Source organism: Streptomyces sp. NPDC104307 (assembly GCF_055584045.1).
The window spans coordinates 16884-42276 of the sequence record NZ_JBVJMU010000012.1; the positions used below are offsets into that span (position 1 = coordinate 16884).

21 protein-coding genes are annotated in these 25393 nt (G+C 70.9%); 10 read left to right on the forward strand and 11 right to left on the reverse strand.

Annotated features, from left to right (window positions below; translation table 11 throughout):
- Positions 1-116: 116 nt before the first annotated feature.
- From ACZ601_RS26270 to ACZ601_RS26290, 5 genes are all read left to right on the forward strand, one after another.
- A complete protein-coding gene (locus ACZ601_RS26270; protein WP_440578142.1) occupies positions 117-866 on the forward strand; it encodes a TIGR03089 family protein in 750 nt (249 codons plus the stop codon).
- Between the two features lie 233 nt (positions 867-1099).
- Positions 1100-2620, forward strand: coding sequence for an LCP family protein (locus ACZ601_RS26275; RefSeq protein WP_469542267.1), 1521 nt, complete (start codon positions 1100-1102; stop codon positions 2618-2620).
- 223 nt (positions 2621-2843) lie between these two features.
- Positions 2844-4634, forward strand: coding sequence for an LCP family protein (locus ACZ601_RS26280; RefSeq protein WP_469542269.1), 1791 nt, complete (start codon positions 2844-2846; stop codon positions 4632-4634).
- 49 nt (positions 4635-4683) lie between these two features.
- Positions 4684-6402, forward strand: coding sequence for an LCP family protein (locus tag ACZ601_RS26285; RefSeq protein ID WP_469542272.1), 1719 nt, complete (start codon positions 4684-4686; stop codon positions 6400-6402).
- A 206-nt stretch (positions 6403-6608) separates the two neighbouring features.
- Positions 6609-8072 (forward strand): LCP family protein, encoded by a 1464-nt coding sequence (locus ACZ601_RS26290; protein ID WP_469542274.1) that lies wholly within the window; start codon positions 6609-6611, stop codon positions 8070-8072.
- A 55-nt stretch (positions 8073-8127) separates the two neighbouring features.
- Here the strand turns inward: ACZ601_RS26290 and ACZ601_RS26295 are convergent, their stop codons facing one another.
- Entirely contained in the window at positions 8128-8676 is a 549-nt protein-coding gene (locus ACZ601_RS26295; protein WP_073738542.1) for an acyl-CoA thioesterase, read from the reverse strand.
- Between the two features lie 119 nt (positions 8677-8795).
- On the opposite strand from ACZ601_RS26295, the gene ACZ601_RS26300 reads away from it, so the two are divergent.
- From ACZ601_RS26300 to ACZ601_RS26315, 4 genes are all read left to right on the forward strand, one after another.
- Positions 8796-10109: an LCP family protein gene (locus ACZ601_RS26300; protein ID WP_440578042.1), complete on the forward strand. Its 1314-nt coding sequence runs from the start codon at positions 8796-8798 to the stop codon at positions 10107-10109.
- 102 nt (positions 10110-10211) lie between these two features.
- Positions 10212-10769, forward strand: coding sequence for a TetR/AcrR family transcriptional regulator (locus ACZ601_RS26305; protein WP_469542279.1), 558 nt, complete (start codon positions 10212-10214; stop codon positions 10767-10769).
- Positions 10770-10884: 115 nt separating this feature from the next.
- Positions 10885-12579, forward strand: coding sequence for an alpha/beta fold hydrolase (locus ACZ601_RS26310; protein ID WP_469542282.1), 1695 nt, complete (start codon positions 10885-10887; stop codon positions 12577-12579).
- A gap of 46 nt (positions 12580-12625) precedes the next feature.
- On the forward strand, positions 12626-13060 hold the full coding sequence (locus ACZ601_RS26315) for a VOC family protein (protein ID WP_469542284.1): 435 nt from the start codon (positions 12626-12628) through the stop codon (positions 13058-13060).
- Between the two features lie 42 nt (positions 13061-13102).
- Here ACZ601_RS26315 and ACZ601_RS26320 read toward each other — a convergent pair whose 3' ends face one another.
- The 3 genes from ACZ601_RS26320 to ACZ601_RS26330 all read right to left on the reverse strand — a co-directional run bounded on the left by ACZ601_RS26320 (position 13103) and on the right by ACZ601_RS26330 (position 15316).
- Complete coding sequence (locus ACZ601_RS26320) at positions 13103-13873, reverse strand: MBL fold metallo-hydrolase (protein WP_469542286.1); 771 nt, start codon at positions 13871-13873, stop codon at positions 13103-13105.
- Between the two features lie 160 nt (positions 13874-14033).
- Positions 14034-14840, reverse strand: coding sequence for a class I SAM-dependent methyltransferase (locus ACZ601_RS26325; RefSeq protein WP_469542289.1), 807 nt, complete (start codon positions 14838-14840; stop codon positions 14034-14036).
- Positions 14837-15316 (reverse strand): hypothetical protein, encoded by a 480-nt coding sequence (locus ACZ601_RS26330; RefSeq protein ID WP_440578045.1) that lies wholly within the window; start codon positions 15314-15316, stop codon positions 14837-14839. Before ACZ601_RS26330 ends, ACZ601_RS26325 begins: the two co-directional genes overlap by 4 nt.
- 168 nt (positions 15317-15484) lie before the next feature.
- On the opposite strand from ACZ601_RS26330, the gene ACZ601_RS26335 reads away from it, so the two are divergent.
- Positions 15485-16651, forward strand: a complete 1167-nt coding sequence (locus ACZ601_RS26335) for an MFS transporter (RefSeq protein WP_469542667.1) — start codon at positions 15485-15487, stop codon at positions 16649-16651.
- Here ACZ601_RS26335 and ACZ601_RS26340 read toward each other — a convergent pair.
- The 7 genes from ACZ601_RS26340 to ACZ601_RS26370 all read right to left on the reverse strand — a co-directional run bounded on the left by ACZ601_RS26340 (position 16617) and on the right by ACZ601_RS26370 (position 25279).
- On the reverse strand, positions 16617-17072 hold the full coding sequence (locus tag ACZ601_RS26340; protein WP_469542291.1) for a hypothetical protein: 456 nt from the start codon (positions 17070-17072) through the stop codon (positions 16617-16619). The genes ACZ601_RS26335 and ACZ601_RS26340 overlap by 35 nt on opposite strands.
- 59 nt (positions 17073-17131) lie before the next feature.
- Positions 17132-18760 carry an ABC transporter substrate-binding protein gene (locus ACZ601_RS26345; RefSeq protein ID WP_469542294.1) on the reverse strand — a complete coding sequence of 543 codons (1629 nt, stop codon included), beginning with the start codon at positions 18758-18760 and terminating at the stop codon, positions 17132-17134.
- Between the two features lie 32 nt (positions 18761-18792).
- A complete protein-coding gene (locus ACZ601_RS26350) occupies positions 18793-20919 on the reverse strand; it encodes an ATP-binding protein (RefSeq protein ID WP_469542297.1) in 2127 nt (708 codons plus the stop codon).
- 102 nt (positions 20920-21021) lie between these two features.
- A complete protein-coding gene (locus tag ACZ601_RS26355) occupies positions 21022-21972 on the reverse strand; it encodes a hypothetical protein (protein WP_469542299.1) in 951 nt (316 codons plus the stop codon).
- 250 nt (positions 21973-22222) lie between these two features.
- Positions 22223-22795: a DUF4276 family protein gene (locus tag ACZ601_RS26360; protein ID WP_469542302.1), complete on the reverse strand. Its 573-nt coding sequence runs from the start codon at positions 22793-22795 to the stop codon at positions 22223-22225.
- 8 nt (positions 22796-22803) lie between these two features.
- Complete coding sequence (locus ACZ601_RS26365) at positions 22804-23973, reverse strand: AAA family ATPase (protein WP_469542305.1); 1170 nt, start codon at positions 23971-23973, stop codon at positions 22804-22806.
- Between the two features lie 148 nt (positions 23974-24121).
- A complete protein-coding gene (locus ACZ601_RS26370; RefSeq protein WP_469542307.1) occupies positions 24122-25279 on the reverse strand; it encodes an acyl-CoA dehydrogenase in 1158 nt (385 codons plus the stop codon).
- Between the last annotated feature and the right edge of the window lie 114 nt (positions 25280-25393).

Sequence of the window (25393 nt, forward strand, 5' to 3'; positions counted from 1 at the left end):
GGACAACTCCGGCGACCGGTGTTTCCCGCGGCAATTGACGGCCCGTCTGCCGAACCGGTGTACGGCTCACCCGAGGCACCCGGTCCGGCCCGCCGCCGCCACGTAACCTTGCGCGGATGAACGCCAGCGACCGCACCCCTGCCGACCTGCTGCGTTCCGCGCTCGCCGCGGACCCGGCCCGCCCCATGGTCACTTTCTACGACGACGCCACCGGAGAACGCGTCGAACTGTCGGTGGCCACCTTCGCCAATTGGGTGGCCAAGACCGCCAACCTGCTCCAGGGCGACCTCGCCGCGGAGCCCGGTGACCGGCTCGCCCTGCTGCTCCCCGCGCACTGGCAGTCCGCGGTCTGGCTGCTCGCCTGTTCCTCGGCCGGCGTCGTCGCGGAGGTGGGGGGCGATCCGGCCGCCGCCGATCTGGTCGTCACCGGACCGGACACGCTGGAGGCCGCGCGGGCCTGCCGCGGTGAGCGGATCGCGCTGGCGCTGCGCCCGATGGGCGGCCGGTTCCCGCAGCCGCCGGAGGGCTTCGCGGACTACGCGGTGGAGGTGCCGGGCCAGGGCGACCGGTTCGCGCCGTTCGCCCCGGTGGACCCGGACGCGCCGGCGCTGACCGTGGGCGATGTGGCGCTCAGCTCGGCGGAGCTGGTCGCGCGGGCCCGCGCGGACGGTGCGGCGCTGGGCCTGGGCGCCGGGTCACGGCTGCTCTCGGGGCGTACGTACGACACCTGGGACGGCCTCAGCGCCGGGCTGTTCGCACCGCTGGCGACCGGGGGCTCCGTGGTGCTGTGCCGGCACCTCGGGGAGCTGGGTGAGGACGGGCTGGCGCAGCGCGTCGAGAGCGAGCGGGTCACCCTGACCGTGTGACAGCGGTCCGCGCGGCGGCGCTCCCGACGAGAGCCGGGGCGCCGCGGTACGACAAGCGGTCCGAGGGCCACCCGTCCGGCCCATCGTGGGCCGAGCCCTCCGGGCGATTCGTCAACTCCGGTACATGATCTGCGGTACAGACCACTCAAGGCACAACCAAGCGTGAGGTTCAGCCGTCTACTTCTGCAACCGGCGGCCCATCGCGCCGCCGAACGTGAAGGATGGACGCAGACGTGACCGAAAGCGCCGGCACTCCGGCCGACCCCGACGACTCGGCCGCGGGCGAGGACCAGACGCCGGACGGGTCGCCCGGCGCGGCGCCCGGCGGGAAGCGCGCGCCGGAGGACGCCCCGGGAACCGGAACCGCCCCGGAAAGCAACCCCGGGAACGCCTCGGAGAACGCCTCCGAGGACTCCCCGGCGAGCACCCCGGGCGGCGAGACCCGCAGCGGCTCCGGCAGCGGGCCGGGGGGCGGCTCCGGCAGCGGCTCCGCCGGCGGGGCCTCGGACGGGCCGCCGCCCGAGGGTCCCGGATCCGGTACGAGCCTCGACATCACCGTCAAGCGCAAGCGGCACTGGCTGCGCTGGACCGCGCTCGGGGCCTCGTTCGTCGTCCTCGTCGCGGCGGGCACCGGCTGGTGGCTGTACAAGAAGCTCGACGGCAACATCAAGGTGGACACCTCCGCGGCCGCCGAGCTCAAGGCGTACGAGAAGGAGCGCCCGCCCTCCGTCGTCCACAACGCGGAGAACATCCTGCTCATCGGCTCCGACAGCCGGGCCGGGGACAACCGCGAGTACGGCCGCGACGACGGCGGCAGCCAGCGCTCCGACACCACGATCCTGCTGCACCTGGCCGCGAACCGGAAAAGCGCCACCGCGATGTCCATCCCACGCGACCTGATGGCGAACATCCCGGCCTGCCACAACGCGGACAAAACTGTCAGCAGGCCACAATTCGCCCAGTTCAACGGGGCTTTCGAGCTCGGTGGAACCGCCTGCACCATCCGCACCGTCGAAAAGATGACAGGCGTCCGCATCGACCACTACATGGTCGTCGACTTCAACGGCTTCAAGGACATGGTCGACGCGGTGGACGGCGTGGAGATCTGTCTCAAGGAACCGATCAACGACAGCGCGGCCCACCTCAAGCTCCCGGCGGGCCGCAAGAAGCTCAACGGCGAGCAGGCACTCGGGTACGTACGGGTCCGCAAGTCGATCGGCAACGGCAGCGACACCGAACGGATGGACCGCCAGCAGCAGTTCCTGGGCGCGCTCGTCAACAAGGTGCAGAGCAACGGCGTCCTCCTCAACCCGACCCGGCTCTACCCGGTACTGGACGCGGCGACGAAGGCGCTCACCACGGACCCGGGCCTTGACACCCTGAAGGACCTGTACGACCTGGTACGCGGCATGCGCGACGTACCGACCGACAAGGTTCAGTTCCTGACCGTCCCCCGGCAGCCGTACTCGGCCAACCGGAATCGGGACGAACTGGTACAGCCCGATGCGGACAGGCTCTTCAAACAACTGCGCGACGACAAGCCGCTCACGGTGGTTCCCGCAGATCAGCTCAATGGTGACGACGGCAAGAACACCGACGGCGGGGAGGGCTCGGAACATTCACAGGATGAAGACAGCGACGGCCGGTCCGGTGAGCCCACGGATGGCGAATCGGGCGCGACAGGCGCCCCGGGACCCAGCCCCACGCCCACCTATTCGGGTAACAACGCCGCGACCGACCTGTGCAAGCAGTAAAGCAATTGCCAAGCAGCCATCAACGTTCGGCGTGCAATGGGAAGAATGCCCGGTTGTAAGGGCCGTGGAATATGTCACGCCCATCGCTCGGCGCCGAACCGGACGGATAGTGTGACGCGATCCGGTTGCTCCGGGCCCCAGGGCCGAGCACTTCCGGAGCGAAAGATTGAGCGCCTTTCGGGGGAGGCGCCTCGCGTGGCACCGACGGAGGACTCAAGCAACCGTGGATGCACAAGGCCGTGGGCGGGCGGAAGACATCGATCCCGCAGACCAATGGGTCCTCAACCCGGACACCGGCGATTACGAACTGCGACTGAACCAATCCGGAGGGGATTCGGGTGGCGGTCAGGCCTCTTCCGGGCCGCGCGGCGGCCGACGCCCTGACGCCGGCCGTGAGAACGCCGGCCGGCGGCGGGACTCCCCGCGCGACGCCGCCGGACGTGGCGCCGGGCCCGGCCGCGAGGTGCCCAGGCAGGGCGGTCGCCGGTCGACCCGCGGCCAGGAGACCCGCGCCAAGGAGGGTTCGGGCCCGTCCTCGAACGAGAACGGCGCCGGCCGCCGCAAGCGCAAGGCCCCCAAGGCCCGCCGCAAGAAGGCGCTGATCTGGACGGGCGGCGTGGTGGCCTTCCTGCTCGTCGGGGTCTCGGTCGGCGGTTACGCGCTGTACCAGCACTTCAACGGCAACCTGAACTCCGTGGACATCGGCGACGCCGGCAACAAGGACGTCATCACCGCCGACGCGCCCCTCAACATATTGGTCATCGGCACGGACAAGCGGACCGGCAAGGGCAACGAGGGCTACGGCGACAAGGGCAGTACCGGCCATGCCGACACCAACATCCTGTTCCACGTCTCCAAGGACCGCACCAACGCCACCGCGCTGAGCATCCCGCGCGACCTCATCACCAACATCCCGGAGTGCAAGTCGAGGCAGCCGGACGGCACCGACAAGGTCATCCCGGGCACGGAGAACATCCGGTTCAACGTCAGCCTCGGCCAGTCCGGCCGTGACCCGGGCTGCACGATGGAGACCGTCAAGGAGCTCACCGGCCTCAAGGTCGACCACTTCATGATGGTCGACTTCAACGCGGTCAAGGAACTGTCCACGGCGGTCGGCGGCGTCAACATCTGCCTCGCGAGGCCGATCAAGGACGCGGACTCCCACCTCGACCTCTCTGCGGGCGACCACAAGATCCAGGGCGAGGAGGCGCTGGCGTTCGTACGGACCCGGCACGCCTTCGCCAACGGGAGCGACCTGGACCGGATCAAGGTCCAGCAGCAGTTCATCGGCTCGATGATCCGGCAGATGAAGTCGGACGACACCCTGACCAGCCCGACGAAGCTCTTCAAGCTGGCGGACTCGGCGACCAAGGCCCTGACCGTCGACAAGGCCATCGGTTCGGTGCCGAAGCTGACCACGCTCGCCAAGGAACTCACCAAGATCGACACGAAGAACATCTCGTTCGTGACGCTTCCGGTGATCGACAACCCGGCGGAGCCGAAGCCGATCACGGTCGTCGTGGACCCGGTGAAAGCGCCGCAGCTGTTCTCGATGATGCAGGCGGACACCTCGCTGACCGAGGTGGCCGCGCAGAAGAAGGCGGCCAAGGGCAAGCAGGACTCCCTCCTCAAGGGCACCAAGGCGGCGGCGGGCGACGTGCGCGTCGACGTCTACAACGGCGGCGAGATCTCCGGAGCCGCTCAGCAGACCGTGACCTGGCTGCAGAACGAGAAGGGCGTCCTCAAGTCCACCAACAAGGCCAACGCCCCGGCGAAGGCCGCCAGGACGACGCTTGAGTACGCCCCGAACCAGGCGGACCAGGCACGGGCGCTCGCCGCGATGATGGGGCTCCCCGGATCGGCGCTCAAGAAGGGCACCACCGACGCCGAAGGGCTCCAGGCGATGGTCCTGACCCTCGGGAGGGACTTCAAGGGCGCGGGCACCCCGATCACCGGACCGGCCAAGATCGACATTCCGAAGGCCAGTGCCGACAAGGCAGAGTGCGCCAAGTGACACCGGGTCACTGCGCGATATCGCGAGACTGAGCAGCAGGGGGGTCCCGGTGGGACGGAGCAGCACACCAGGGGAGGGAACGCGACCACGGGTCCGGCATGCCGGTCAACTCGGCTGGGACGACGGCCTCTACGAGGACGGGAAGGGCGACGCCCCGACACCCGACGGCAGCGGGGACGACGCCGGTCGCGGTCGCTCCGAGGGGGGCGGGGGCGGCGGCCGCCGCGCCGCGGGCCACGGCGGGCGGCGCGGCCGGCCCCGCCGCGCCGGCCGGACGAAGAAGCGGCGGATACTGCGCTGGATCGCCTTCTCCCTCGCCTTCGTCATACTCGGCACCGGCGCGGCCGGTTACCTCTGGTACGAGCACCTCAACGGCAAAATCCGTAAGAGCGCGCGCAGTGCGGGCAACAGCGCGGCGGAGAAGACCGCTCCGAACGCCGCGGGCCAGACCCCGCTGAACATCCTGATGATCGGCTCCGACAGCCGCAACAGCGCGGCGAACCTCAAGCTCGGCGGCTCGAAGGAGAGCGTGGGCGGGACGCCGCTGGCCGATGTGCAGATGCTGCTCCACGTCTCGGCCGACCGGAAGAACGCCTCGGTCGTGAGCATCCCCCGGGACACCCGCGTCGACATCCCGGCGTGCAAGAACCCCGACACCGGCGAGAAGTTCGCCGCCACCAACGGCATCATCAACGAGACGCTGCGCGGTGGCGCCGGCTGCACCCTGGACACCTGGGAGAAGCTCACCGGGGTCTACATCGACCACTGGATGATGGTCGACTTCGCGGGTGTGGTGGACATGGCGGACGCCGTGGGCGGCGCCTGGGTGTGCGTCAAGCAGAACGTCAACGACGTGCCCAAACCCGGTGTGCCCGGTGGCTCCCATCTGCGGCTGACGGCGGGCAAGCACAAGATCAAGGGCGAGGACGCGCTGAAGTGGCTCCGGACCCGGCACGCCTTCGCGAGCGACATCGGCCGGTCCCAGGCGCAGCACATGTACCTGAACTCGGTCCTGCGTGAGCTGAAGAGCCAGAACGCGTTCACGGACTCCGGCAAGCTGTTGAACCTCGCCGAGACCGCCGTCGACTCGCTCCAGGTCTCCGACGAGATCGGCACGGTGAAGAAGCTGTTCGACCTCGGCATGCAGCTGAAGAACGTGCCGCTGGACAAGATGAACATGCTGACGATGCCCCGGATCCAGGACCCGGAGGACCCCGACGCCCACGTGCTGCCGAAGCCGGGTGCCGCGGAGAAGCTCTGGGCGCTGATCCGGGCCGACGAGTCGCTCGACCCCAAGGACCGCGCCAAGGCGAAGAAGAAGACACCGGCCGGACCGAAGGCCGGCGCCCCCGCCTCCCTCGGGGTGACGGTCGTCAACGGCACCTCCGGTGACGGCCAGGCCCCCACCACCGGCCGCGCCGCGCAAGTCCAGGAGCTGCTGAAGGCCAAGGGCTTCACCGAGGCGGACACCTCGACCGATCCCGGCTCCGCGCGGACGACCGAGGTGGCCTACCCGAAGAGCTCGGGCGCCCAGGGCAGGTCGGACGCGCTGTCGATCGCGAAGGCCCTGTCGATGCCGACGAGCGCCGTGAAGGAGACCCCGGACGGGGCCGGCCTGATGCTCACGGTCGGCTCGGACTGGCGGACGGGTTCCACGTTCCCGAAGGCCGCGGCGGACGACAGCGATCCGCTGGAGGACACCGAGTCGGTCAACGGTGCCAAGTCGGACGAGTGCATGGACGTGTACTGGCCGTACCGCCAGATGTAACGGACGCGCGGGACACGAATGAGGGGGCGCCGGGGGGTCAGAACCCCGGCGCCTGGGGCTGAGAACGGCACCGGGCGGCAATATTCGGCCTTCTTGTTACCGCGAATGGGGGAACCCGGAGCGCGCCGCCGGGTTGCGGGCCGGGATGCAGATCGTATGGGCCTACCGTGCGACAGGTCCCCCTTGCACCGCGGAGGTGTCCCCCCGTGCCCACGCCGCACCGCTCCCCCCGTCCGCCCCGGCCCCGCGCCGCTCCCCCGCAGCGCCGACGGCCCAGAAAGCAGGACGAGAGACCACGCTGGGGCATGCGGATGGCGACCGGTCTCTCCGTGCTGGTCCTCGGGGCCGGTGGCATCGGCCATGCCGTCGTGACCAACCTGGAGAACGGGATCGACCGGATCGACCCGTTCAAGGACATGAAGAACCGGCCCTCGGGCGGTCACGGCATGAACCTGCTGCTGGTCGGCACCGACGGGCGCGACAAGATCACCAAGGAGGAGAAGGCGAAGTACCGGCTGGGCGGCGCGCCCTGCCACTGCACCGACACGATCATGCTGGTGCACCTGTCGTCGGACAAGAAGCGGGCCAGCATCGTCAGCCTGCCGCGCGACAGCTACGCCGAGATCCCCGAGCACCGGGACCAGACCACCGGCGAGGAGCACGCGGCCCATCCGGTGAAGCTGAACGCCGCCTACGCCGAGGGCGGCCCCAATCTGACCGTGCGGACCGTCGAGCACATGACGGGCGTCAAGGTCGACCACTATCTGGAGGTCGACTTCACCAGCTTCATGACGACGGTCGACACCCTGGGCGGGGTGCGGATCTGCACCACCCGGCCGATGAAGGACTCCTACACGGGTCTCGATCTCGCGGCGGGCACCCATGAGCTGGACGGTGGCCAGGCGCTCCAGTACGTACGCTCCCGGCACATCGACGGCGCCGCCGACCTCGGCCGGATGCAGCGCCAGCAGAAGTTCATGGCCTCGCTGATCAAGCAGGCGACCAGCAGCGGGGTGCTGCTGAACCCGGTGAAGTTCCGCGAGGTCGCCTCGACGATGCTGAAGTCGGTACGGGCCGACAGGGGCTTCGGTACGCAGCAGATGCTGGACCTCGGCCAGGCGATGCAAGGTTTCTCCGCCGCCTCTTCGGAGTTCACCTCGGTGCCGATGAGCGATGTCGCCTACCCGGTCAAGGGCATCGGCTCGACGGTGAAATGGGACCCGGAGAAGTCGAAGCAGCTCTTCCAGGCGCTGCGCGAGGACAAGCCGCTCACGGTGAAGCGGCCCGAGCAGGCGCCGGCGAAGAAGGTGGACGTGCCGCCGCGGCAGATCCGGGTCCAGGTCTACAACGGGACCCCGAAGGACGGCCTCGGCTCCACGGTCGACGCCGCGCTGCGCGGCACCGGCTTCGACACCACCCGGGCCCCGCTCAACGGGGAGCAGCGCGATCTCAAGCACACCGTGGTCACGTACGACCCGCGCTGGGACCGGTCCGCGAAGTCGCTGGCGGCGGCGCTGCCGGGGGCGGAGCTGATGCCGGTGAAGGGCCAGGGCGCCACGATGAAGGTGACCGCGGGCACGGACTACGCCAAGGTGGAGCGGGTCCGCGCCGACGAGCCCGATCCGAGCGGGTTCGGGGCCGTCACGGGCGACGAGGTGACGTGCCCATGAGCGCCCGTACGTAACAGTTTCCGAGCCCCGGTCCTCAGCCCCCGGTCCTCAGTCCTCAGTCCTCGATGCCGTCGGCGGCGCGCTTCTCGCGCAGTTCCCTGATCGCGCGGCGCCGGGCCAGCCGGTGCGTACGGCGGATCTGTGCCTCCTGGTAGCGCCGGTTGTCCCGCTCGGTCTCCGGGATGACCTGCGGTACGGCGCGCGGGCGGCCGTCCGCGTCGACCGCCGCGAACACCAGGTAGGCGCTGCCGACCTGCTGCGCCGGGGTCGACTCGTTCCACCGCTCGGCCATGACGCGGACGCCGACCTCCATCGAGGAGCGGCCGGTCCAGTTCACCTGGGCGCGGACGTGAACAAGGTCACCCACGCGGACCGGCTCCAGGAAGACCATCTCGTCCATCGAGGCCGTCACGGCGGGGCCGCCGGAGTGCCGGCCCGCGACGGCGCCCGCCGCGTCGTCGACCAGCTTCATGATCACGCCGCCGTGCACCGTACCCAGCAGATTCGTGTCGCTGCCGGTCATGATGTGGCTGAGGGTGGTCCGGGAGGCTGCGGTCGGCTTGCCCGGAATGTCGCCCTCCGGGCGCGGGGCCTGATCTGTCATGCCCTCCACCTTATGCGGGGGCTTCGAGCCCGTCGCAATGCATCAGCTTCGCAACAGCCCAGGTCCGATTTCCCTTACACCCTGTAATAGCAGTGGGCCCGGCCTGCACACTGGACCGCATGAACGATTGGCCCGAGGGCTGGAACGACGACAACCGCGGCGGCAACCGCTACGGGCAGGGAAGCGCGAGCGACCGGCCCGAGAGCGCCCGCGCGATGCCGCACGTCCAGCGCCCCGTCCCGCCCCAGCAGTCCGCTCCCTCGCAGCGGCGCCCCGCGCCGCCGAGACAGCGGCAGGTGCCGCAGCAGCCCGGCGGCTACGACGAAGGACCGCAGTACGACAGTGGCTACAACACGGGCCAGGTCTACGGCGGCGGCAACAGCGGCGGGCACGGCGGCGGCCAGGGCGGCGGCCCCGGTGACGGCGGATACGTCCAGGGCCGACCGGCGGCCGCGCCCGACTGGCGGCGCCGGATCAAGATCGGCGCGCTGGTCCTGGTGGTCGTGGTGCTCGGTGTGTCCATCGGCACGTACTTCTGGGCCGACTCCAAGCTGAAGCGCGACGTCGACCTCTCCAAGGTCATCGAGCGGCCGAAGGCGGGCGACGGCACGAACTACCTGATCGTCGGCTCCGACAGCCGCGAGGGCATGACGGCCGAGGACAAGAAGAAGCTCCACACCGGCTCCGCCGAGGGCAAGCGGACCGACTCGATGATGATCCTGCACGACGGCGGCGACGGCCCGACGCTGGTCTCGCTGCCGCGTGACTCGAACGTCGAGATCCCGTCGTTCGTCGGCTCCGAGTCCGGCAAGAAGTACGAGGGCAAGGGCCGCACGACCAAGCTGAACGCCGCGTACGCCGAGGACGGGCCCGAACTGCTCGTCCGTACGGTCGAGTTCAACACCGGTCTGCACATCGATCACTACGTCGAGATCGGCTTCGGCGGCTTCGCCAAGATCGTGGACGCGATCGGCGGCGTCGAGCTGGACATCCCGAAGGCGTTCAAGGACAAGAACTCCGGCGCCGACTTCAAGGCGGGCAAGCAGACCCTGAACGGTGAGGAGTCCCTCGCCTTCGTCCGGACCCGGTACGCCTTCGCGGCCAGCGACCTGGACCGTACGAAGAACCAGCAGAAGTTCCTCGCGGCGCTGGCGAGCCAGACGGCGACGGCGTCGACGATCCTCAACCCGTTCAAGCTCTACCCGACGATGGGCGCCGGTCTGGACACCCTGGTCGTCGACAAGGACATGTCCCTCTGGGACCTGGGCCAGATGTTCTTCGCCATGAAGGGCGTCACGGGCGGCGACGGCACGTCGATGAACATGCCGATCTCCGGCTCCACGGGCGGCAACCTGGTCTGGGACAAGGCCAAGGTCAAGCAGCTGGTCGAGCAGCTCAACAACGACGAGAAGGTCACCGTCTCCAGCAACTGAGGCGGACACCCCGCGACGGCCCCGCCCACCGGGCGGGGCCGTTCGCCGTCTCCGCCCGCACACGGGGTTGTACGAATATGTAGATCGGTCTAGTTTGGCCCCATGGGACAGAAGGGCGCCGAGACGCGGGCACGACTGCTGGACGCGACACAGGATCTGATCGAGTCCGGGGGGTACTACGGCGCCGGGCTGAACAGGGTGATCGCGGCCAGCGGCACGCCACGCGGTTCGCTCTACTTCCACTTCCCCGAGGGCAAGGACCAGATGGTCGGCGAGTCCGTCCGGCGGGCCGGCCGGACCATCGCCGACGCGTTCGGCGGGCTGGCCGAATCCAAGCCGCCGGCGGCCGAGTTCGTGGCCGGGATGCTGAGCTACCTGGGTGACCGGCTGGAGGCGTCCCACTGGCACAAGGGGTGCCCGGTAGCCGCGGTGGCGCTGGAGACGGCGGCCACCAACGACGCCCTCCAGAAGGCCTGTTCTGACGTCTACGGGTCATGGGAGGACGCCCTGCGCACACAGCTGGCCGACCGCCCGGACGCGGAGGACCTCGCCGTCACGATCCTGGCCCTGATCGAGGGAGCGCTCCTGCTGGCGCGGGCGCACCGCAGCAGGAAGCCACTGGAGAGCGTCGCGCGCCAGGTCGGCGCGCTGCTGGGGTGAGGGCCCGGCCCGCCGCGACCGGCGGGCCGCCTGCCGTTCCGTCGTTCCGCTGTCCAAAAAATATGCAGACCGATCTATTAATTACTCGCTGGAAATGACTCGCTGGAGGAGAAACATGGACGCGATCGTCTTCGGTGCGACCGGATTCATCGGCCGCTCCCTCGTCGCCGAGCTGCTCACCCGGGGCCGGCGGGTGGCCGCCGCCGTGCGCGAGGACACCCTCACGCCGTGGCTGGACTCCCAGGGGGTCGGCACCGCCCGGCTGGAAGTGGTGACCGCCGACATCACGCGCCCGCTCTCGGGACTGCCCGAGGCGCGCGACGTCTACAACGCCGCAGCCCGGTACGCGTTCGGCCTCGGCCTTCAGGAGGCGCGGGCGGTCAACGTCACCGGGGCGCTCCATGTCGTCGAGTGGGCCGCGACGCTGCCCGGTCCGCGCCGGCTGGTGCACATCAGCGGGTACCGGGTGGGCGCGGCGGCCGAAGGAGGCCCCGACTACGCGACGCAGGGCGCCTACGAGGCGTCGAAGACGGAAGGGCATCTCGCGGTGCTGGACCGCGCCCTCGCCCTGGGGGTCCCCTTGAGCGTCGTCAATCCCAGCACCGTGATCGGGCCGGGGCAGTACCTCGGCCTGGGCTCGCTCGTCCAGGACCTGTGGAACGGCCGGCTTCCCGCGGTGCCCGGCGGCCCCGGCACCTTCCTGCCGGTCGTGACGGTCGGCCACTTCGCACGGTTCCTGGCCGAGGTCCCCGAGGCGCCGGCCGGTGAGCACTACTGGGTGCTCGACGACACCACTCCGCCCCTGCCAGAGCTGCTCGGTACGGTCGCCCGCCACACCGGGGTGAGGGCGCCCCGCCGGACCGTTCCCGTCGGCCTGCTGCGACGCCTGCCGCGCAGGCTGACCGGGGCAGACCCCGAGACCCTGTCGTTCCTGTCCGACGACCGCTACCCGACGGACTCCGCCCGCGCCCTCGCCGCGAAGGCCGGTCTGGAGATGCCTCCGGTGGCCGATGCCCTGCGCGCCTGGGCCGACGAACTGGTGGCCGCCCGCTTCGGTGCCGCGTCGCCCTGGCTGCGCCCCTACGGCTTCCGGACCGTGGCGGGCAGCCGCACGTGGGTGGCCGGAGAGCGGCACCGCCCCGGCCATGTCCTGCTGCACGGGCTGCCGATGAACGCCGACCTCTGGGCGCCCCTCACCGCGCACCTGCCCGGCCCGGTCCTGACCGCCGACCTGCCGGGCCTCGGCCGCTCGGGCGCCACGGACCGCTCCATGGACGCCTGGCTGGCCGGACTGATGGAGCCGGTCCGCACCCGCCCGGCGCTGGTCGCGCACTCGCTGGCCTGTGGGCCGGCCCTGCGCTTCGCCGTCGACCGTCCGGACCTCGTCGGCGAACTCGTCCTCATCGCCCCCGCGTTCCTCCAGGCGCCTTCGTCCCGGCTGACCCGCTCGGCACTCGCCGCGCCGCTCCTGCGCCGGATGTCCGCCGCCCGGCTGGCCCGGGTGCTGGGTGTCCCCGACGGGCCGGCGACGGAGAGTGCGGTGGCGGACCTGCGCCGTCGTGGGGCGGCGCGCCGGGTGGTGGCGGCCATGCGCACGGGGGCGGCCGCCCGCGAGGAGTCGCGGGCCCTGCTGGACCGGGTGACCGTACCGGTCCGGATCATCGTGGGCTCGGCCGACCCGCTGACGGCCGCCACCGGCCACCCGGTGACCGAGCTCCCCGGGGCCGGGCACTACCCGCAGCTGACGCACCCGTCCGAAGTCGCCCGGCACCTCATTGACGACAACGGCGCGCCCCCCGAACGGATGTGACACCCGTGCCCCTTGACCGTTCTCCCGGCGCAGTTAGGGTGAGCCGATGTCAACGATCAGGCAGTTCCAGGTCACCTTCGACTGCGCGGACCCCGAGCGCGTCGCCCGTTTCTGGTGCGAGGTGCTGGGGTACGTCGCCCCGACGCCGCCGGAGGGGTTCGCCACGTGGGACGAGTTCAACAGCACGCAGCCGGCCGAGAGCCGGGGCGCGTGGTTCGCCTGTTCCGATCCCTCGGGGGTGGGCCCGCGGCTCTTCTTCCAGCGCGTTCCCGAGGGCAAGGCCGTCAAGAACCGGGTGCACCTCGACGTACGGGTCGGCACCGGGCTGGTGGGGGAAGAGCGCCTCGCCGCGCTTGAGGCCGAGTGCGTCCGTCTGGTCGCGCTCGGCGCGGTCCGCGGGGAGCTCCTGCGGGCCGACGGCGAGAACGAGTCGTGCCAGCCGATGCAGGACGTCGAGGGCAACGAGTTCTGCCTCGACTGACCCGCCGGGCACGCCGGGCACGCCGGGCACGCCGGGCACGGCCTAGCCGATCCGGAACACCGCACCGGGGGCGGCGTGCTCGACGGGCCCGGCGAACCGTGCGGAGGCCCGTGCCACCGCCTGTCCCGGCGTGAGGAAGGGGCCGACGTGCGTGACGAGCAACCGGCCCGCCCCGGCCGCGGCGGCGGTGTCGCCCGTCTCCTCCGGTGTGTGGTGCACCTGTTCGCCCTCGGCGGGCGGCTGCGCGCTCTCGGCCTCGCACAACAGCACGTCGCATCCCCCGGCCAGCTCCGTGAGGGCCGCGCAGGGTGCGGTGTCCCCGGAGTACACCAGCGACCTGCCCGCCGCCTCGACGCGCACGGCGAAGGCGGGCATGCCGTGTGCCACCGCCCGGCTGGTCAGCCGGAGCGGGCCGGTGGTCACCTGATGCCCGTCGTACAACTCCGTTACGGCGAAGGCTGATTCGACCGGGCTGCGGTCCGGGCCGTTGGTCAGGAAGTGGGCCAGCCGGTCGGCGGTCCCGGGCGGGCCGTAGAGGGGGATCGGCGCTTCGAGGCGGATGTCCGCGTAGAGGGCGCCGTAGTACGCGGTGAGGAGGTCCGCGCAGTGGTCGGCGTGCAGATGCGAGATCCAGATGGCGTCGAGCTCGTCCAGCCGCGCGTGACGCTGCAGCGGGCCGAGCGTCCCGCTGCCCGCGTCGACCCAGACGCGGGTGCCGCCGCTCGACACGAGATAGCCGGAACACGGGTTGTCCGTAAGCGGGTACGGGGTCGCGCTGCCCAGGACCGTGAGGCTGAAAGACTCGTCACTCATCACACGATCATGTCAGCCCACCCCGGCTACCGGACGCGACCGCACCTTTCCGCACCGGCCCACCACGTCACCGGTTCCGCCCTCAAACGCCGGACGGGCTTGAGGGGTCGCCCCGGACCGGCTTGAGGGGTCGCCCGGACCGGCTGAACGCGGCTCGGCGCTACACCTTTCCCTGGGCCAGCAGGGCGAGGTGCGGCAGGGCCAACTCGCCGCCCTCCGAAGCGAATTCCTCGCACAGCACGTCGTACTCGCGCTTCGCCGCCGCCACGCCCTCCGGGCCCCGGCTGTTGACCAGCTGCCCGATCGCGGCGACTCCGGCGGCGGGGCCCGCCCACCAGTCCTCCGCGTCCGTGCGGTGGTCCCAGGACAGCGGATCGCTCCGTACGTCCCCGAGCCCGGCCGCCGTGAGCAGGGCCGCGAGGCCGGGTGCGGTGCGCGGGAAGTTGTGCTCCTCGTCGACCGTGGCCAGCCAGTCGGGCCGCACCAGTCCGGCCGCCTCCGCGGCCCGTCCGACCAGCCGCTGACCGGATCCTCCGGGCACCTGCCAGATGGTGACGGCGACCCTGCCTCCCGGGCGGGTGATCCGGCGCAGCTCGACGAGCGCGTCCAGCGGCCGGCCCACGTGGTTGAGCACGAAGTTCGCCACGACCGCGTCGAACTCGCCGTCGGGGTAAGGGAGCTGGGGCAACGAGCCGTTGCGCACGTCCACCCCGGGCGCCGCCTTCCGGGTGACGGCGACCATGCCGGGTTCGGCGTCCACGGCCCGTACGACCGCGCCCCGGCCGACGGCGGCGACCGTCACGCTGCCGCTGCCGCACCCCACGTCGAGCAGCCGGGTCCCGGGCCCCACGGCGGCGGCGTCCAGCAGGGCGGGCACCGTGCGGGCGCAGAGCAGGGCGAAGGTCCGGGCGTAGCTCTCGGCCCGCCCGTCCCAGATCCGCCGCTCACTCACGTCGAACGCGGTCATGCGATACCTCCTGCGCTCCGGCCTTGCGGCTCCACTTCGTCCAGATCCTCGTGGAGCGCGTCCAGAACCCGCCCCGTGCGCCGCCCCTCCGGCGACAGTTCGGCCAGACACCAGCCGGGCAGCCGGGCCTCGGTGCCGGGCGGCAGATCGCCGTCCGCCGGTCCGGCCAGTCCCTGGAGCAGACCGAACGCGGTGTCCTTCGCGATCTCCCGGGCTATCTCGCCCAGTTCGTCCGGGGTCAGCCCGAGCCGCAGGGCCCGGCCGACGGCCCCGGCCGCGGGCCCGTCCTCCCGGTAGGCCTCGACCCAGCCGGGCGCCGCCGCGCTCCAGGCGTCGATGTCCTGCCAGACCATGCGCAGGAACCGGAACCGGGCCAGCTGAGGAAGGTTCTCCTCGGCCTCCGACTCCGCCCAGCCCACCGCGTCTTCGGCACCCAGCGCCTCGAACAGGCCGATCAGCTCCGGCAGCTCGTCGATGTCCGTCATGGGTAGGGAAGGTACGCCACCGGCCCCGGGGCGGCGGAACCGCACCCGCCCCGGGGTCTTACGTTCGGACCGGGCGGCGTTCGCCTTGTCTGCCACACTGTTCGAGTGATCGTCGAGCTTGCCAGGAGACAGCGGGGGCCTGCGGTGCTCGCCGCCCTGATGCTGGCCGCGTTCACGTTCAACACGGCGGAGAACCTGCCGATCGGCCTCCTGGAGCTCATCGCCGAGGGCCTGCACGTGTCCCTGCCGTCGGTCGGCTACCTGGTCACCGGTTACGGCGTGACGGTCGCCGTCGCCTCCCTGCCGCTGGCCCACTTCACGCGGACGCTGCCCCGGCGCCATGTGCTCACCGGGCTGCTGGCCGCGCTCGTGGTGTCCAGCCTGGTCGCGGCGGCGGCCGGTTCGTACGGGACGCTGCTCGGGGCCCGGCTGTTGACGGCACTGGCCCAGGCGCTGTTCTGGGCGGTGATGGGGCCGGTCGCGGTGGGCCTGTTCCGGCCCGGGGTCCGGGGGCGGGTGGTCGGGGCGCTGTCCGTGGCCGGTTCGCTCGCCCTGGTGCTCGGTGTGCCCGCCGGTACGTGGCTGGGCCGGCAGAGCGGCTGGCAGGTGCCGGTCGCGGTGGTGGCGGCGCTCGGGGCCGTCTCGCTGGTGACGATCGCGGCCCTGCTGCCGACCTCCCGCCCGGAGGAGGGGCACGCCGCGTACGGGAGCGCGCCCGACGCGCGCCGGTTCGGCACGGTACTGGCGGCCGGAGTCCTCTCCGCCACCGGGGCGTTCGCGGGATACACGTACGTCGTCAAGTTCCTGGGCGACGTGGCCGGGTTCTCCGGGAGCGCGGTCAACGCCCTGCTCGTGGCGTTCGGCGTGGCGTGCCTGGCCGGGGTGAGCGTCACCGGAGTGCTGCTGGACCGCTTCCCGCAGTCGGTGCTGGCCGGCGCCGTCGCCACGCAGGCGGTGGGCATGCTCGGCCTGTACGCGACCGGCGGCAGCCCGGTGGCGGCGGTGGTGTTCCTGGCCCTGACGGGCGGTGCGCTCGGACCGGTGTTCATGGCCACCCAGAACGAGATGCTGCACTGCGCCCCGGGCCGTACGGACATGGCTCTGGCCGCCAACTCCGGTGGCTACAACGCCGGTATCGCGTCGGGCGCCGCGCTCGGCGGACTGGTCCTGACGCATTTCGACGTCCGGGGCACCTTCCTCATGGGCGGCCTGCTGACGGTCGCGGCCTGCGCGGTCCTGCTGGGCGAACGGCTGCTGCCCCGGGGCGCGGAGGGGAGGCGGGGCGGCCGCCTCAGCCGCGCGAGCTGCGGACGAGCCAGGGGCTGAGCATGGTGCGCGCGATGAGCTCCTTGTACGTCTCGTCCCCGGGCAGCGCCACGACGAGCCAGCGGCCGGCCGGGAAGCGCTTGACCTTGACGTGGGCCGTGCCGCCGTACACGGAGCGCAGGAACGCGGGTACGGAGTTCCGGGGGATGTCGTTGAACTCCACCCCCTCGACGGTGATCTTCGCGTCGTCCTCGGGAAACAGCTGAACGCTGACCACGGGCGTACCGCCCAGTTCGACGAACGCCTCGTGCGGCAGTGCGCCGTCCGCGTCGAGAACGGCGAAGGCGCCCGCCGAGGTGCGCCGGGAGGTCTGGTCCGCGCCGATGTCGTCGGTGACCGTCATCTCCAGTTCGTACGCGCGCGCGACCTCGCGGACAGCGGAGACGGCGGCCTCTGTGGTCGGCAGGTGTGGGTGTCCCATGCCGTCGATCATGCCTCAGCGGGAACGTACGGGGCGAAGCCGCCCGTGCCCGCGGCGCCTCATGGGCAGGAGCCGTCGAAGTTGTCCTCGTAGGTGCGGTAGACCCGGTCGGGCTTCTTCTCCTTCCCGTCCTTACCGGTTTCGCCGTCCTTCCCGGCGGAGGGTGCGGCCGGGTACTCGATGACGGGAACGGGCTTGCAGACGGCCCACTTCCGGGTGTCGGGGGAATCGTCGAAACCGAAGGTTCCGCTGGCTCCGCGCATGCAGTTCACGCAGCTCGCGCCCTTGTCGGTCCCCAGGATGTTCATGTTGATGACGGTGTTGTACACGTCGTCATGGCTGGGCAGTTCGACGGCGCCGGGCTTCTTCTGCCGGTCCCCGCCCTTCCCCTCTCCCTCTTCGCCGTTGATGTCGTCGTACGCCCGGTCGGTGGCCTGGGCGAGCACGGTGAAGGCGTCGTGGTACATCACCGCGTAGCCGTCGTCCAGGGGCTTCGCGCCCCAGGCCGGGTTGTCCGGCATGGTCTTGCGGAGCTTCTCGAATGTCTCCAGGAAGCCCTGGGGCCCGGCCGGGAGCCGCACGGGGTCCTTCCAGGACAGGGTGTCGACCGAGGCCGCGCCGACGAGGGTGATCCGGGCGGCACGCAGGTGCGCGGTGATCTCCGTCCCGGTCGACTCGGGGTCCATGCCGATCCCCACCTTGAGGATGCGGGTGGGCATGGTGTGGTCGCAGGAGGGTTCGCTCGCCAGCTGGTTCACCAGATGCGGCAGGTCGTGATCGCGGCCCGCGAAGAAGACCGTGTCCGCCTTGGTCAGGCAGATGCTCCGGGCCACGTCGGCGAAGCGCTGGGGGACGCCCTTGTCGTCACCGATGAGTCCCAGGTAGGACGCCTGGCGCTGCTTCAGTCCGTACTTCTTGCCGAAGTGCTTGAGGAAGACGTCCCGCAGGTCGGTGGAGTAGCTGTCCTGCTCCCGCCGGTCGGAGACCAGGAATCCGGTCTCGCCCCCCGGGTTCTTCTCCAGGTACGAGCCGAGCGCCCGCACCAGGAGGTCGTTCGAGGGGGAGGTCTTGAAGAAGTATCCGGCCTGCATCGTGGTCGACGTGAGTATCGGGCCGATCGTCGGAATCCGCTGCCCGGAAAGGGCCTTGGCCGCCGCGAGCGTGTCCGGGGTGCTGTTGGGCATGCCGAATACGCCGACCAGCGGCGCCTCCTTGTCGGCGGCCATCGGGGCGAGCCGCTCGACGACGGGCCCCCAGTGGTCGAGGTCCTTCCCGTCGTTGGCCAGCAGCAGCTGGTACCGGGGCCCGGCCTGCGCGTTGGCCCGGAGCTGTGCCACATGGGCACCGGCCAGCCCGCGGGCGATCTGCGCCGTGCTCATGGAGCTGGTGGCGTCCGTGGTGAACGGCATCATCAGGGCGATGCGCACGTAGGGGATACGCGCCGCGCCCCTCTCCGGGTCCTTCCATCCCTTCTCGACCCGGGCGTTCTCGTCCGCCACGTCGCGTATCAGGCCGTCCAGTTCCGGGTCGCCGTCCAGGACCCCCGCGGTGACGCCGACACATTCCTTCGCCGCTTCCTCGAAGCCGTCACCGCACTTCTCCGGCAGCGCCCGTACGACCACAAAGGCAACCGCCGCGAGCAGAACGACGACCACGATCAGGGCGATGACTCTGTCTCCCGGGCCCATGGCCCGGATTCTGAAACGGTCCAGCACAGTTCTCACTCCTCGCCGCGGAGAGGGCCGCGTCCGTAGTCGGGTCCGTGCGTCGGGCAGGGCCTGCGCTCACGTACGGCGGCCGGCCAGGAGCGGGCCGCCTCGTTGAGCGCCGCCCGGCCCGACGGATGACGCATCGACAGGAAGGCCAGCTCGGAGCCGATGTCCTGGCACAGGTCGTCCATCGGTTCCGCGTACGTCTCGGACAGGTACCAGAGGGCGTGCAGCAGCCGGTTGACGGACCGGTGTATGTCGTCGGCCTCCGCGTACAGGTGGTCATGGGCGCCCCGGGCGATCTCGGCGCGGTGGTCGGTCCACCGGTCCCGGGGCGGGTGCGGGGCCGAGGCGACGTGGGGCAGGGCGTCGAGCCAGCGGCCGGCCGGCCAGCTCCCGAAATACTCCGTCAGCCGGCTCACCACCGGTTCCGCCTCCCCGACGGCGAGCACGTGCCGCAGGACGTCCGGCTCGTGGCCGGCTCCGCGCTCCTCGTGATGCTGCCGCAGCAGTCGGTGCAGCTCCGCCCAGCCCCGCCCCGAGCCGGCCTCCGCGCAGGTCCGGCGGGCCTCGTGGACCAGGAGGGCCCGCAGGAAGGGGTCGGCCACGAATCCCGCCCGCGCACCGGACCCGTCGCCGCCCGCACCGCCCGCACCGTCCTGCCCGTCCTCCCCGGCCTGCGGACCGTCGGCCCAGTGCTCCTCCTCCAGATACCGGGCCGCGGTGGGAAGTCCCGCGCCGGGGAGTCCGCCGTCGGCGAGCACGGCCGCGGTGCTCAGGACCTGTGCGGCGGCCCGGTCGCGCGCCAGGGCGAGCGGCGCCAGGTGGGCGCGCAGCTGCGGCTGGGGCACGAGCCGCTCCAGCAGTACCTCGCCTGCGGGCCGGCCCTCCTCTGCGGGCAGGTCGAGCAGGGTCTCGGGGTCGACGGCCTGCCCGGCGCGGATGACCGCCTCGCACAGCACCCGGCTGCCCTGCGGATGCCCACGGGTGAGGGAGTACAGGGCGGACGGCAGATGGCGGGGCAGCGGGACCTGGGCCGCGTCGAGCATCAGCAGCAGGTCCGCACGGCCCAGCGGGGGCAGCGCGACCGTGAGCAGTCCGGCCGACGGCGAAGAGCCGACGGGGCGCTCCCAGCCGGACTCGTGGGTGAGCCCGGACAGTTCCCGGGCCGTCGCGTCCGGGTAGCGGGCCGCGTCGTCGCCCAGCCGGGTCGCCACGACGACCAGCGGGTCCTGGACGTCCGGTCCGGGCGCGGCCCGGTGGTCGAGGACCAGGCCGAGGAAGCGCCGCCCGGCCTCGGTGTGCGCGTTGTCCAGCAGGACCAGCGGCCGGGGCGCCCGGTTGACGCGCTGCCACCGCCCGTAGGCGTCGGCGAGGTCTTCGAGGAAGGCCGCGATCAGGGTGCGCTCGACGGCGTCCTGGAAGTCCCCGCCCTGGTGGAAGCGGAGACTCAGCCGGATCAGGGCGGCCTCCCCGTCCTCGGAGCCGCTGGACCGGTTCCGGTACCACTCCTGCACCGACTTTCCGGCGCGGGCCCGCGCGTGCCGCCCGAAGTACTGCTGGACGACCGCCTCCGTGACCGGTGCCAGATCGTGCTGCCGCCGGTCCGGGTCCGCGAGGCGCTCGCTGACGTCGTACGTCCAGTCCGTGCCGTCCCCCTCGGCCCCCTCCGACCCCTTCGCCAGCCCGCAGGCGACGAGCAGCCGCGCGATCCGGTCACGGGCCAGCGCCTGCTGCTCCTCGTCGCCCCGGTGCCAACTGGATACGGCGAACAGCCCCGGCAGCAGTCGGGAGAAGCGGAGCCGCACGGCTCCCGGCACCGCCGGCGCGAGTTCGCAGGCCAGTTGCTCCAGGATCTCGACCACCGCGGAGGTGTTGGCCGCCACGGGGCCGAGCCGGTGGGCCTGTTCGACCCGCGCGGCGTCCACCCTGCCGAGCGGGATCCGCCCTCGGTAGGACGCGTCCAGGGCGTCGAGGACCGCGGTCCTGCCCATTCCGTGGCCGCCGGAGAGCAGCGTCAGGGGAAGGTCGCCCCGGTGCTCCTGGGGCACCAGTTCCCGCCGGTCCGGCGCCATGCCGACCAGTCGGGGAACCAGCCCCCGCACGATCGGATCCCGTGCGTACAAAGGCGTCCGCATCGCCCTCCCCCGTTCCGCCGTCCTGCTCCGTCCTGCTCCGTCCGGTGCGGACCCCGCCCCACGTGCCCGCTGCCCCGCGCGTCCGCTGCCCCGCCCCGTGCGTCAGCCGCCGAGCATCCTGCCCAGCGCCTGGCCGACCGCGTCCATGAGGAGCTGCCGGCCGACCGTGTCGGGAGCGGAGGTGAGGCAGCCCCGAATCCGTTCCATCAGGCCGCGCTGCCGGTCCGGGGGCGGCTCGTCGTCGGGGACACCGCCGCCCGCCAGCGCGTTCGCGCTCCTCAGGAGGTCCGCGAGTGCCTCCGGATCGAGATGGAGAGCCGGGGCCATCTCCGTGATGAGGCTGGCCAGACCGGCGGGCTGGAGCGCGGTGTGCATCTCGATGGAGGTGTGCACGCTGTGGTCGGAGTCGCCCTGGGTGAGGTTCTCGATCGTCCCGGCCTCTATGTGGGTGTGCTGGGCGGGCCGGCGGTACTCACGCTGCTGTGCCACGTACGCCCCGATGTCCGTGACGCCCGCGAGCACGACCGCCACGCCCTGCGAGGTGAGCGCCACGTGTGAGCCGACGTCATGGTGGAACGGCGGTCCCTCGCAGGTGATCAGCTCTTCGTCGGCCAGGTAGGTGAGGGCTCGGGCGACCTCGCTCCGGGAGAGGGCGTCGCCGAGGAAGAAGACGTCCGGCGAATCGAGGAAGCCGCTGATCCGCAACGGCTGCCGGTGCGTGTTGGCGTGGATCCAGTGCAGTACGGCCCGCGCCGCGTGCCGGGTCCGCTCAGCGGCGTTCGCCCGCAGCGCCTGGAGCCAACGGGCACGCTCCGCCCCGGCGGCCCGCAGAACGACCACGGGAGCCCCGGTCACCGCCCCCGGCCCGTCGACCGTCTCGATCAGCTCCTCGGCGCACAGGTGGTCGACGAGAAGCCTCACCGCGCTCATGGGGATGCTCTGGAGAGAGCCGAACCCCGCGCAGGAGACGTGCCGGTGCAGCGCGCCCTCCGCCCTGTCCCAGACCCACAGCAGGAGGCGGGGACCGTACCTGTCGACGTATGCGTCAAGCACGTCGTGGCCGGGTAACGCCGGTATGGGATCTGACACAGACAAGGTCCTGTTCCTACTTGTTCTTCGAGGGCTCAGCTGCCGCACCTACCCCAGCTTCATCCCTCTAATCAGCTCGGCCCAAGAGAATGCGCGTCAACTTCGTTACGGATAAACGGAATTGATGGCTCACCCACCGGCCCTCGCCTCGCTCCTCCCCCTGCACCACGAAGGCGCGCAGGTCCAGAAGCCAGGCCGGTGGTGCAGTCCGGGGCTAACGGACCAGGAGCTCAACGGCATGGACCATCCGACGGAACGATCTGCTCCGCGCCGCCGCCACTCGCAGATCCATCACGCCGGAGAACTTCGCCTGATGCAGGGTCTCCTTGTACGACTCCCGCATCAGACCCTCCAGCTGACTCTTGGCTCCCCGCTTGGCTTCGGGGTCGCTCGGAGACAACGCGTCGTCCATCACCGCAGGATGCCCTCGCAGCGATTCGGCGGCCGCCAGGAACCATGCCTCGTATTCGTGCCGAGCGATCACGATCTCGACAGGAACCGTCACCAGGCCCTGTTCGGGAACAAGCAGGCCGGCCAGCTCTACCGGACAAGTGATGTCGCTGTCGTCACCGTCCCGGAGAACCAGTACACCGCCCCGGCCGCTCACCCGGGCAGCCTGGAAGCGGATCGCCTTGCTCAGCTCGTCGGGCTTGCGCATCTTCCCTGAGTCGAGGCGGAACGGCTGTGCGACCTCCGCATAGGTGCCGTTGAACTCTGCGGCGATCCGCGTGATGAGTTCGCGTACCGCTGTCACTTCTCCGTGGCCCTCCACGATCGGGGCCACCATGGGGACGGTCACTGGGCAGCCTCCGGCAGCAACTGGTCCGTACGCAGCAACTCCCCCGGCGTATAAAGGTGTTCTCGCATGGCCAGCGCCCCGGCTGCATCGAGCGGTCCGATCCTCGTCTCGCCGCCGACCGAACGGACCGCGCGCAGCTGGGAGAGTTCAAAATCATGGCGGTCCAGCAGATCGGGACTGTGACTCGTCACGATCACCTGACGCCGCTCGCTCGCGTCGCGCAGGGCATCCAGCAGAACACCGGCCGCAGCCGGGTGCAGGGCACTCTCGGGCTCCTCGATCCCGACTGTGCTGAGCGTGGAGCCCGTCCCGGCGAACAACGCCACCAGCACCCCGAGTGCTCGCAGTGTGCCGTCGGAGACCGAGTGGGCCTGGAATCGCCAGGGATTCTTCGCGCCAGGAACGTCCTGGGCGAACTCCAGCGTTTCCCAGTTGCCCAGATCGGAGCGGGACACCTCGTGCATGCCGGGCACGATCTGCTGGAGGTACGCCTCGATCCTGGCCTTGTCTGCCACCTCCAGCCGATGGAGGACACTCGCGATATTGGCACCGTCGCGCTGCAGGAACTCGCCTGTGTCCGGCGTCTGCGGCTGGCGCATGACATCGGGGTTCAGGCTGAACACACTGATTCCCGCAAGACCGTCGAAGACAGGCCGGAAGGCCTCCAGCCCCGCTGCGGACACGAGGTACAGGCGCTGCTCGCTCACCGGCGGCATCACCGGCTCCGAAGAATCCTTCAGTACGCCCTTCTCGACGCGGAACCTCGCGTCCGCGTGTCGGTTCCCCTCCTGATCCCTCGCGTCGAGCCACACTCGGCAGTCCTCACGGCTGACCCGGAATCCGCCACCTTTGACCGCGGCGACCTCGAACCCGTACTCGCCGGTATATCCCGGGCCCCGGAATTCCAGATCGATGGAGAAGTGCGTCGGATGCCCGGTGGATCGTCTCCGGACCTCCGCCACCCCTCCACGGCTTCGCAGCGCCTGGTCGAGCGAGGTCTGCAGCGCCTCGGAAAGCAGACGCAGTGCGTCCAGGAAGTTGCTCTTGCCCGATCCGTTGGGCCCCACGAGCAGCAGCAGCCGCCCCAGATCGACGTCGGCCTCCGCAATGCTGCGGTAATGCCGCAGCCGCACTCTGGTCAGCGAGAAATGGTTGTTGTCCTGCATCCGGTCAGTCTGACAGCAGGCGCTCCCAACCGGGACGTACGCGGTGCGGGGGCCGGGGCCGACCTTCCGGAACCGCGAAGCGCCCCGCACCCGGGACGATCGGGTTGCGGGGCGCTGTGCCCTGCGTCCACTGCCGACAGCGGTCCCGCTACGGCAGGTTGCGGGCCATCACAATCCGCTGGACCTGGTTCGTACCCTCGTAGATCTGGGTGATCTTGGCGTCGCGCATCATCCGCTCCACCGGGTAGTCCCGCGTGTAGCCGTAGCCGCCCAGGAGCTGGACCGCGTCCGTGGTGACCTCCATCGCGACGTCGGACGCGAAGCACTTGGCCGCGGCGCCGAAGAAGGTGAGGTCGCCGTCGAGGCGCTCGGACTTGGCGGCGGCCGAGTAGGTGAGCTGGCGGGCCGCCTCCAGCTTCATGGCCATGTCCGCGAGCATGAACTGGATGCCCTGGAAGTCGCCGATCGGCTTGCCGAACTGCTTGCGCTCCTGGACGTAGCCCTTGGCGTAGTCCAGCGCGCCCTGGGCGACGCCGAGGGCCTGGGCGGCGATCGTGATGCGGGTGTGGTCCAGGGTCTTCATCGCCGTGGCGAAGCCGGTGCCCTCCTCACCGATCATGCGGTCGGCGGGGATGCGGACGTTGTCGAAGTAGACCTCGCGGGTCGGGGAGCCCTTGATGCCGAGCTTCTTCTCCGGGGCGCCGAAGGAGACGCCCTCGTCCGACTTCTCGACGACGAACGCCGAGATGCCCTTGGAGCGCTTGGTCGGGTCGGTGACCGCCATGACCGTGTAGTACTCGGAGACGCCCGCGTTGGTGATCCAGCGCTTCACGCCGTTGAGGACCCAGAAGTCGCCGTCGCGGACGGCCTTGGTCTTCATCCCGGCGGCGTCGGAGCCCGCGTCCGGCTCGGAGAGGGCGTACGAGAACATCGCGTCGCCCTTGGCGAGCGGGCCCAGGTACTTCTTCTTGAGGTCATCGGAGCCGGAGAGGATCACCGGGAGCGAGCCGAGCTTGTTCACGGCCGGGATGAGGGAGGAGGAGACGCAGGCGCGGGCCACCTCCTCGATCACGATGACCGTGGCGAGCGCGTCGGCGCCGGCGCCGCCGTACTCCTCGGGTACGTGGACGGCGTGCAGGTCGGCGGCGGTGAGGGCGTCCAGCGCCTCCTGCGGGAAGCGGGCCTCCTCATCGACCGCGGCCGCGTGCGGGGCGATCTTCGCCTCGGCGAGCGCACGCACCGTCTCACGGAGCATCTCGTGCTCCTCGGCCGGACGGTACAGGTCGAAATCGGTCGAACCCGCCAAGACTCTCACTCCCCAGGATGCAGCTAACTACCGTTAAGTAACCTAATTTTAGGTGCCCGCCCCCGCAATGGCATACGAGCTGGGGCCGTGAGCTTCGCGACAGCCGGAATGGAG

Excerpts from the sequence above, each read along its gene's own strand:
- ACZ601_RS26270 (WP_440578142.1), top strand. The coding sequence starts at position 117 with ATGAACGCCAGCGACCGCACCCCTGCCGACCTGCTGCGTTCCGCGCTC.
- ACZ601_RS26295 (WP_073738542.1), bottom strand. The coding sequence starts at position 8,676 with ATGACAGATCAGGCCCCGCGCCCGGAGGGCGACATTCCGGGCAAGCCG.
- ACZ601_RS26300 (WP_440578042.1), top strand. The coding sequence starts at position 8,796 with ATGAACGATTGGCCCGAGGGCTGGAACGACGACAACCGCGGCGGCAAC.
- ACZ601_RS26305 (WP_469542279.1), top strand. The coding sequence starts at position 10,212 with ATGGGACAGAAGGGCGCCGAGACGCGGGCACGACTGCTGGACGCGACA.
- ACZ601_RS26310 (WP_469542282.1), top strand. The coding sequence starts at position 10,885 with ATGGACGCGATCGTCTTCGGTGCGACCGGATTCATCGGCCGCTCCCTC.
- ACZ601_RS26315 (WP_469542284.1), top strand. The coding sequence starts at position 12,626 with ATGTCAACGATCAGGCAGTTCCAGGTCACCTTCGACTGCGCGGACCCC.
- ACZ601_RS26320 (WP_469542286.1), bottom strand. The coding sequence starts at position 13,873 with ATGAGTGACGAGTCTTTCAGCCTCACGGTCCTGGGCAGCGCGACCCCG.
- ACZ601_RS26325 (WP_469542289.1), bottom strand. The coding sequence starts at position 14,840 with ATGACCGCGTTCGACGTGAGTGAGCGGCGGATCTGGGACGGGCGGGCC.
- ACZ601_RS26335 (WP_469542667.1), top strand. The coding sequence starts at position 15,485 with ATGCTGGCCGCGTTCACGTTCAACACGGCGGAGAACCTGCCGATCGGC.
- ACZ601_RS26340 (WP_469542291.1), bottom strand. The coding sequence starts at position 17,072 with ATGGGACACCCACACCTGCCGACCACAGAGGCCGCCGTCTCCGCTGTC.
- ACZ601_RS26345 (WP_469542294.1), bottom strand. The coding sequence starts at position 18,760 with ATGGGCCCGGGAGACAGAGTCATCGCCCTGATCGTGGTCGTCGTTCTG.
- ACZ601_RS26350 (WP_469542297.1), bottom strand. The coding sequence starts at position 20,919 with ATGCGGACGCCTTTGTACGCACGGGATCCGATCGTGCGGGGGCTGGTT.
- ACZ601_RS26360 (WP_469542302.1), bottom strand. The coding sequence starts at position 22,795 with ATGGTGGCCCCGATCGTGGAGGGCCACGGAGAAGTGACAGCGGTACGC.
- ACZ601_RS26365 (WP_469542305.1), bottom strand. The coding sequence starts at position 23,973 with ATGCAGGACAACAACCATTTCTCGCTGACCAGAGTGCGGCTGCGGCAT.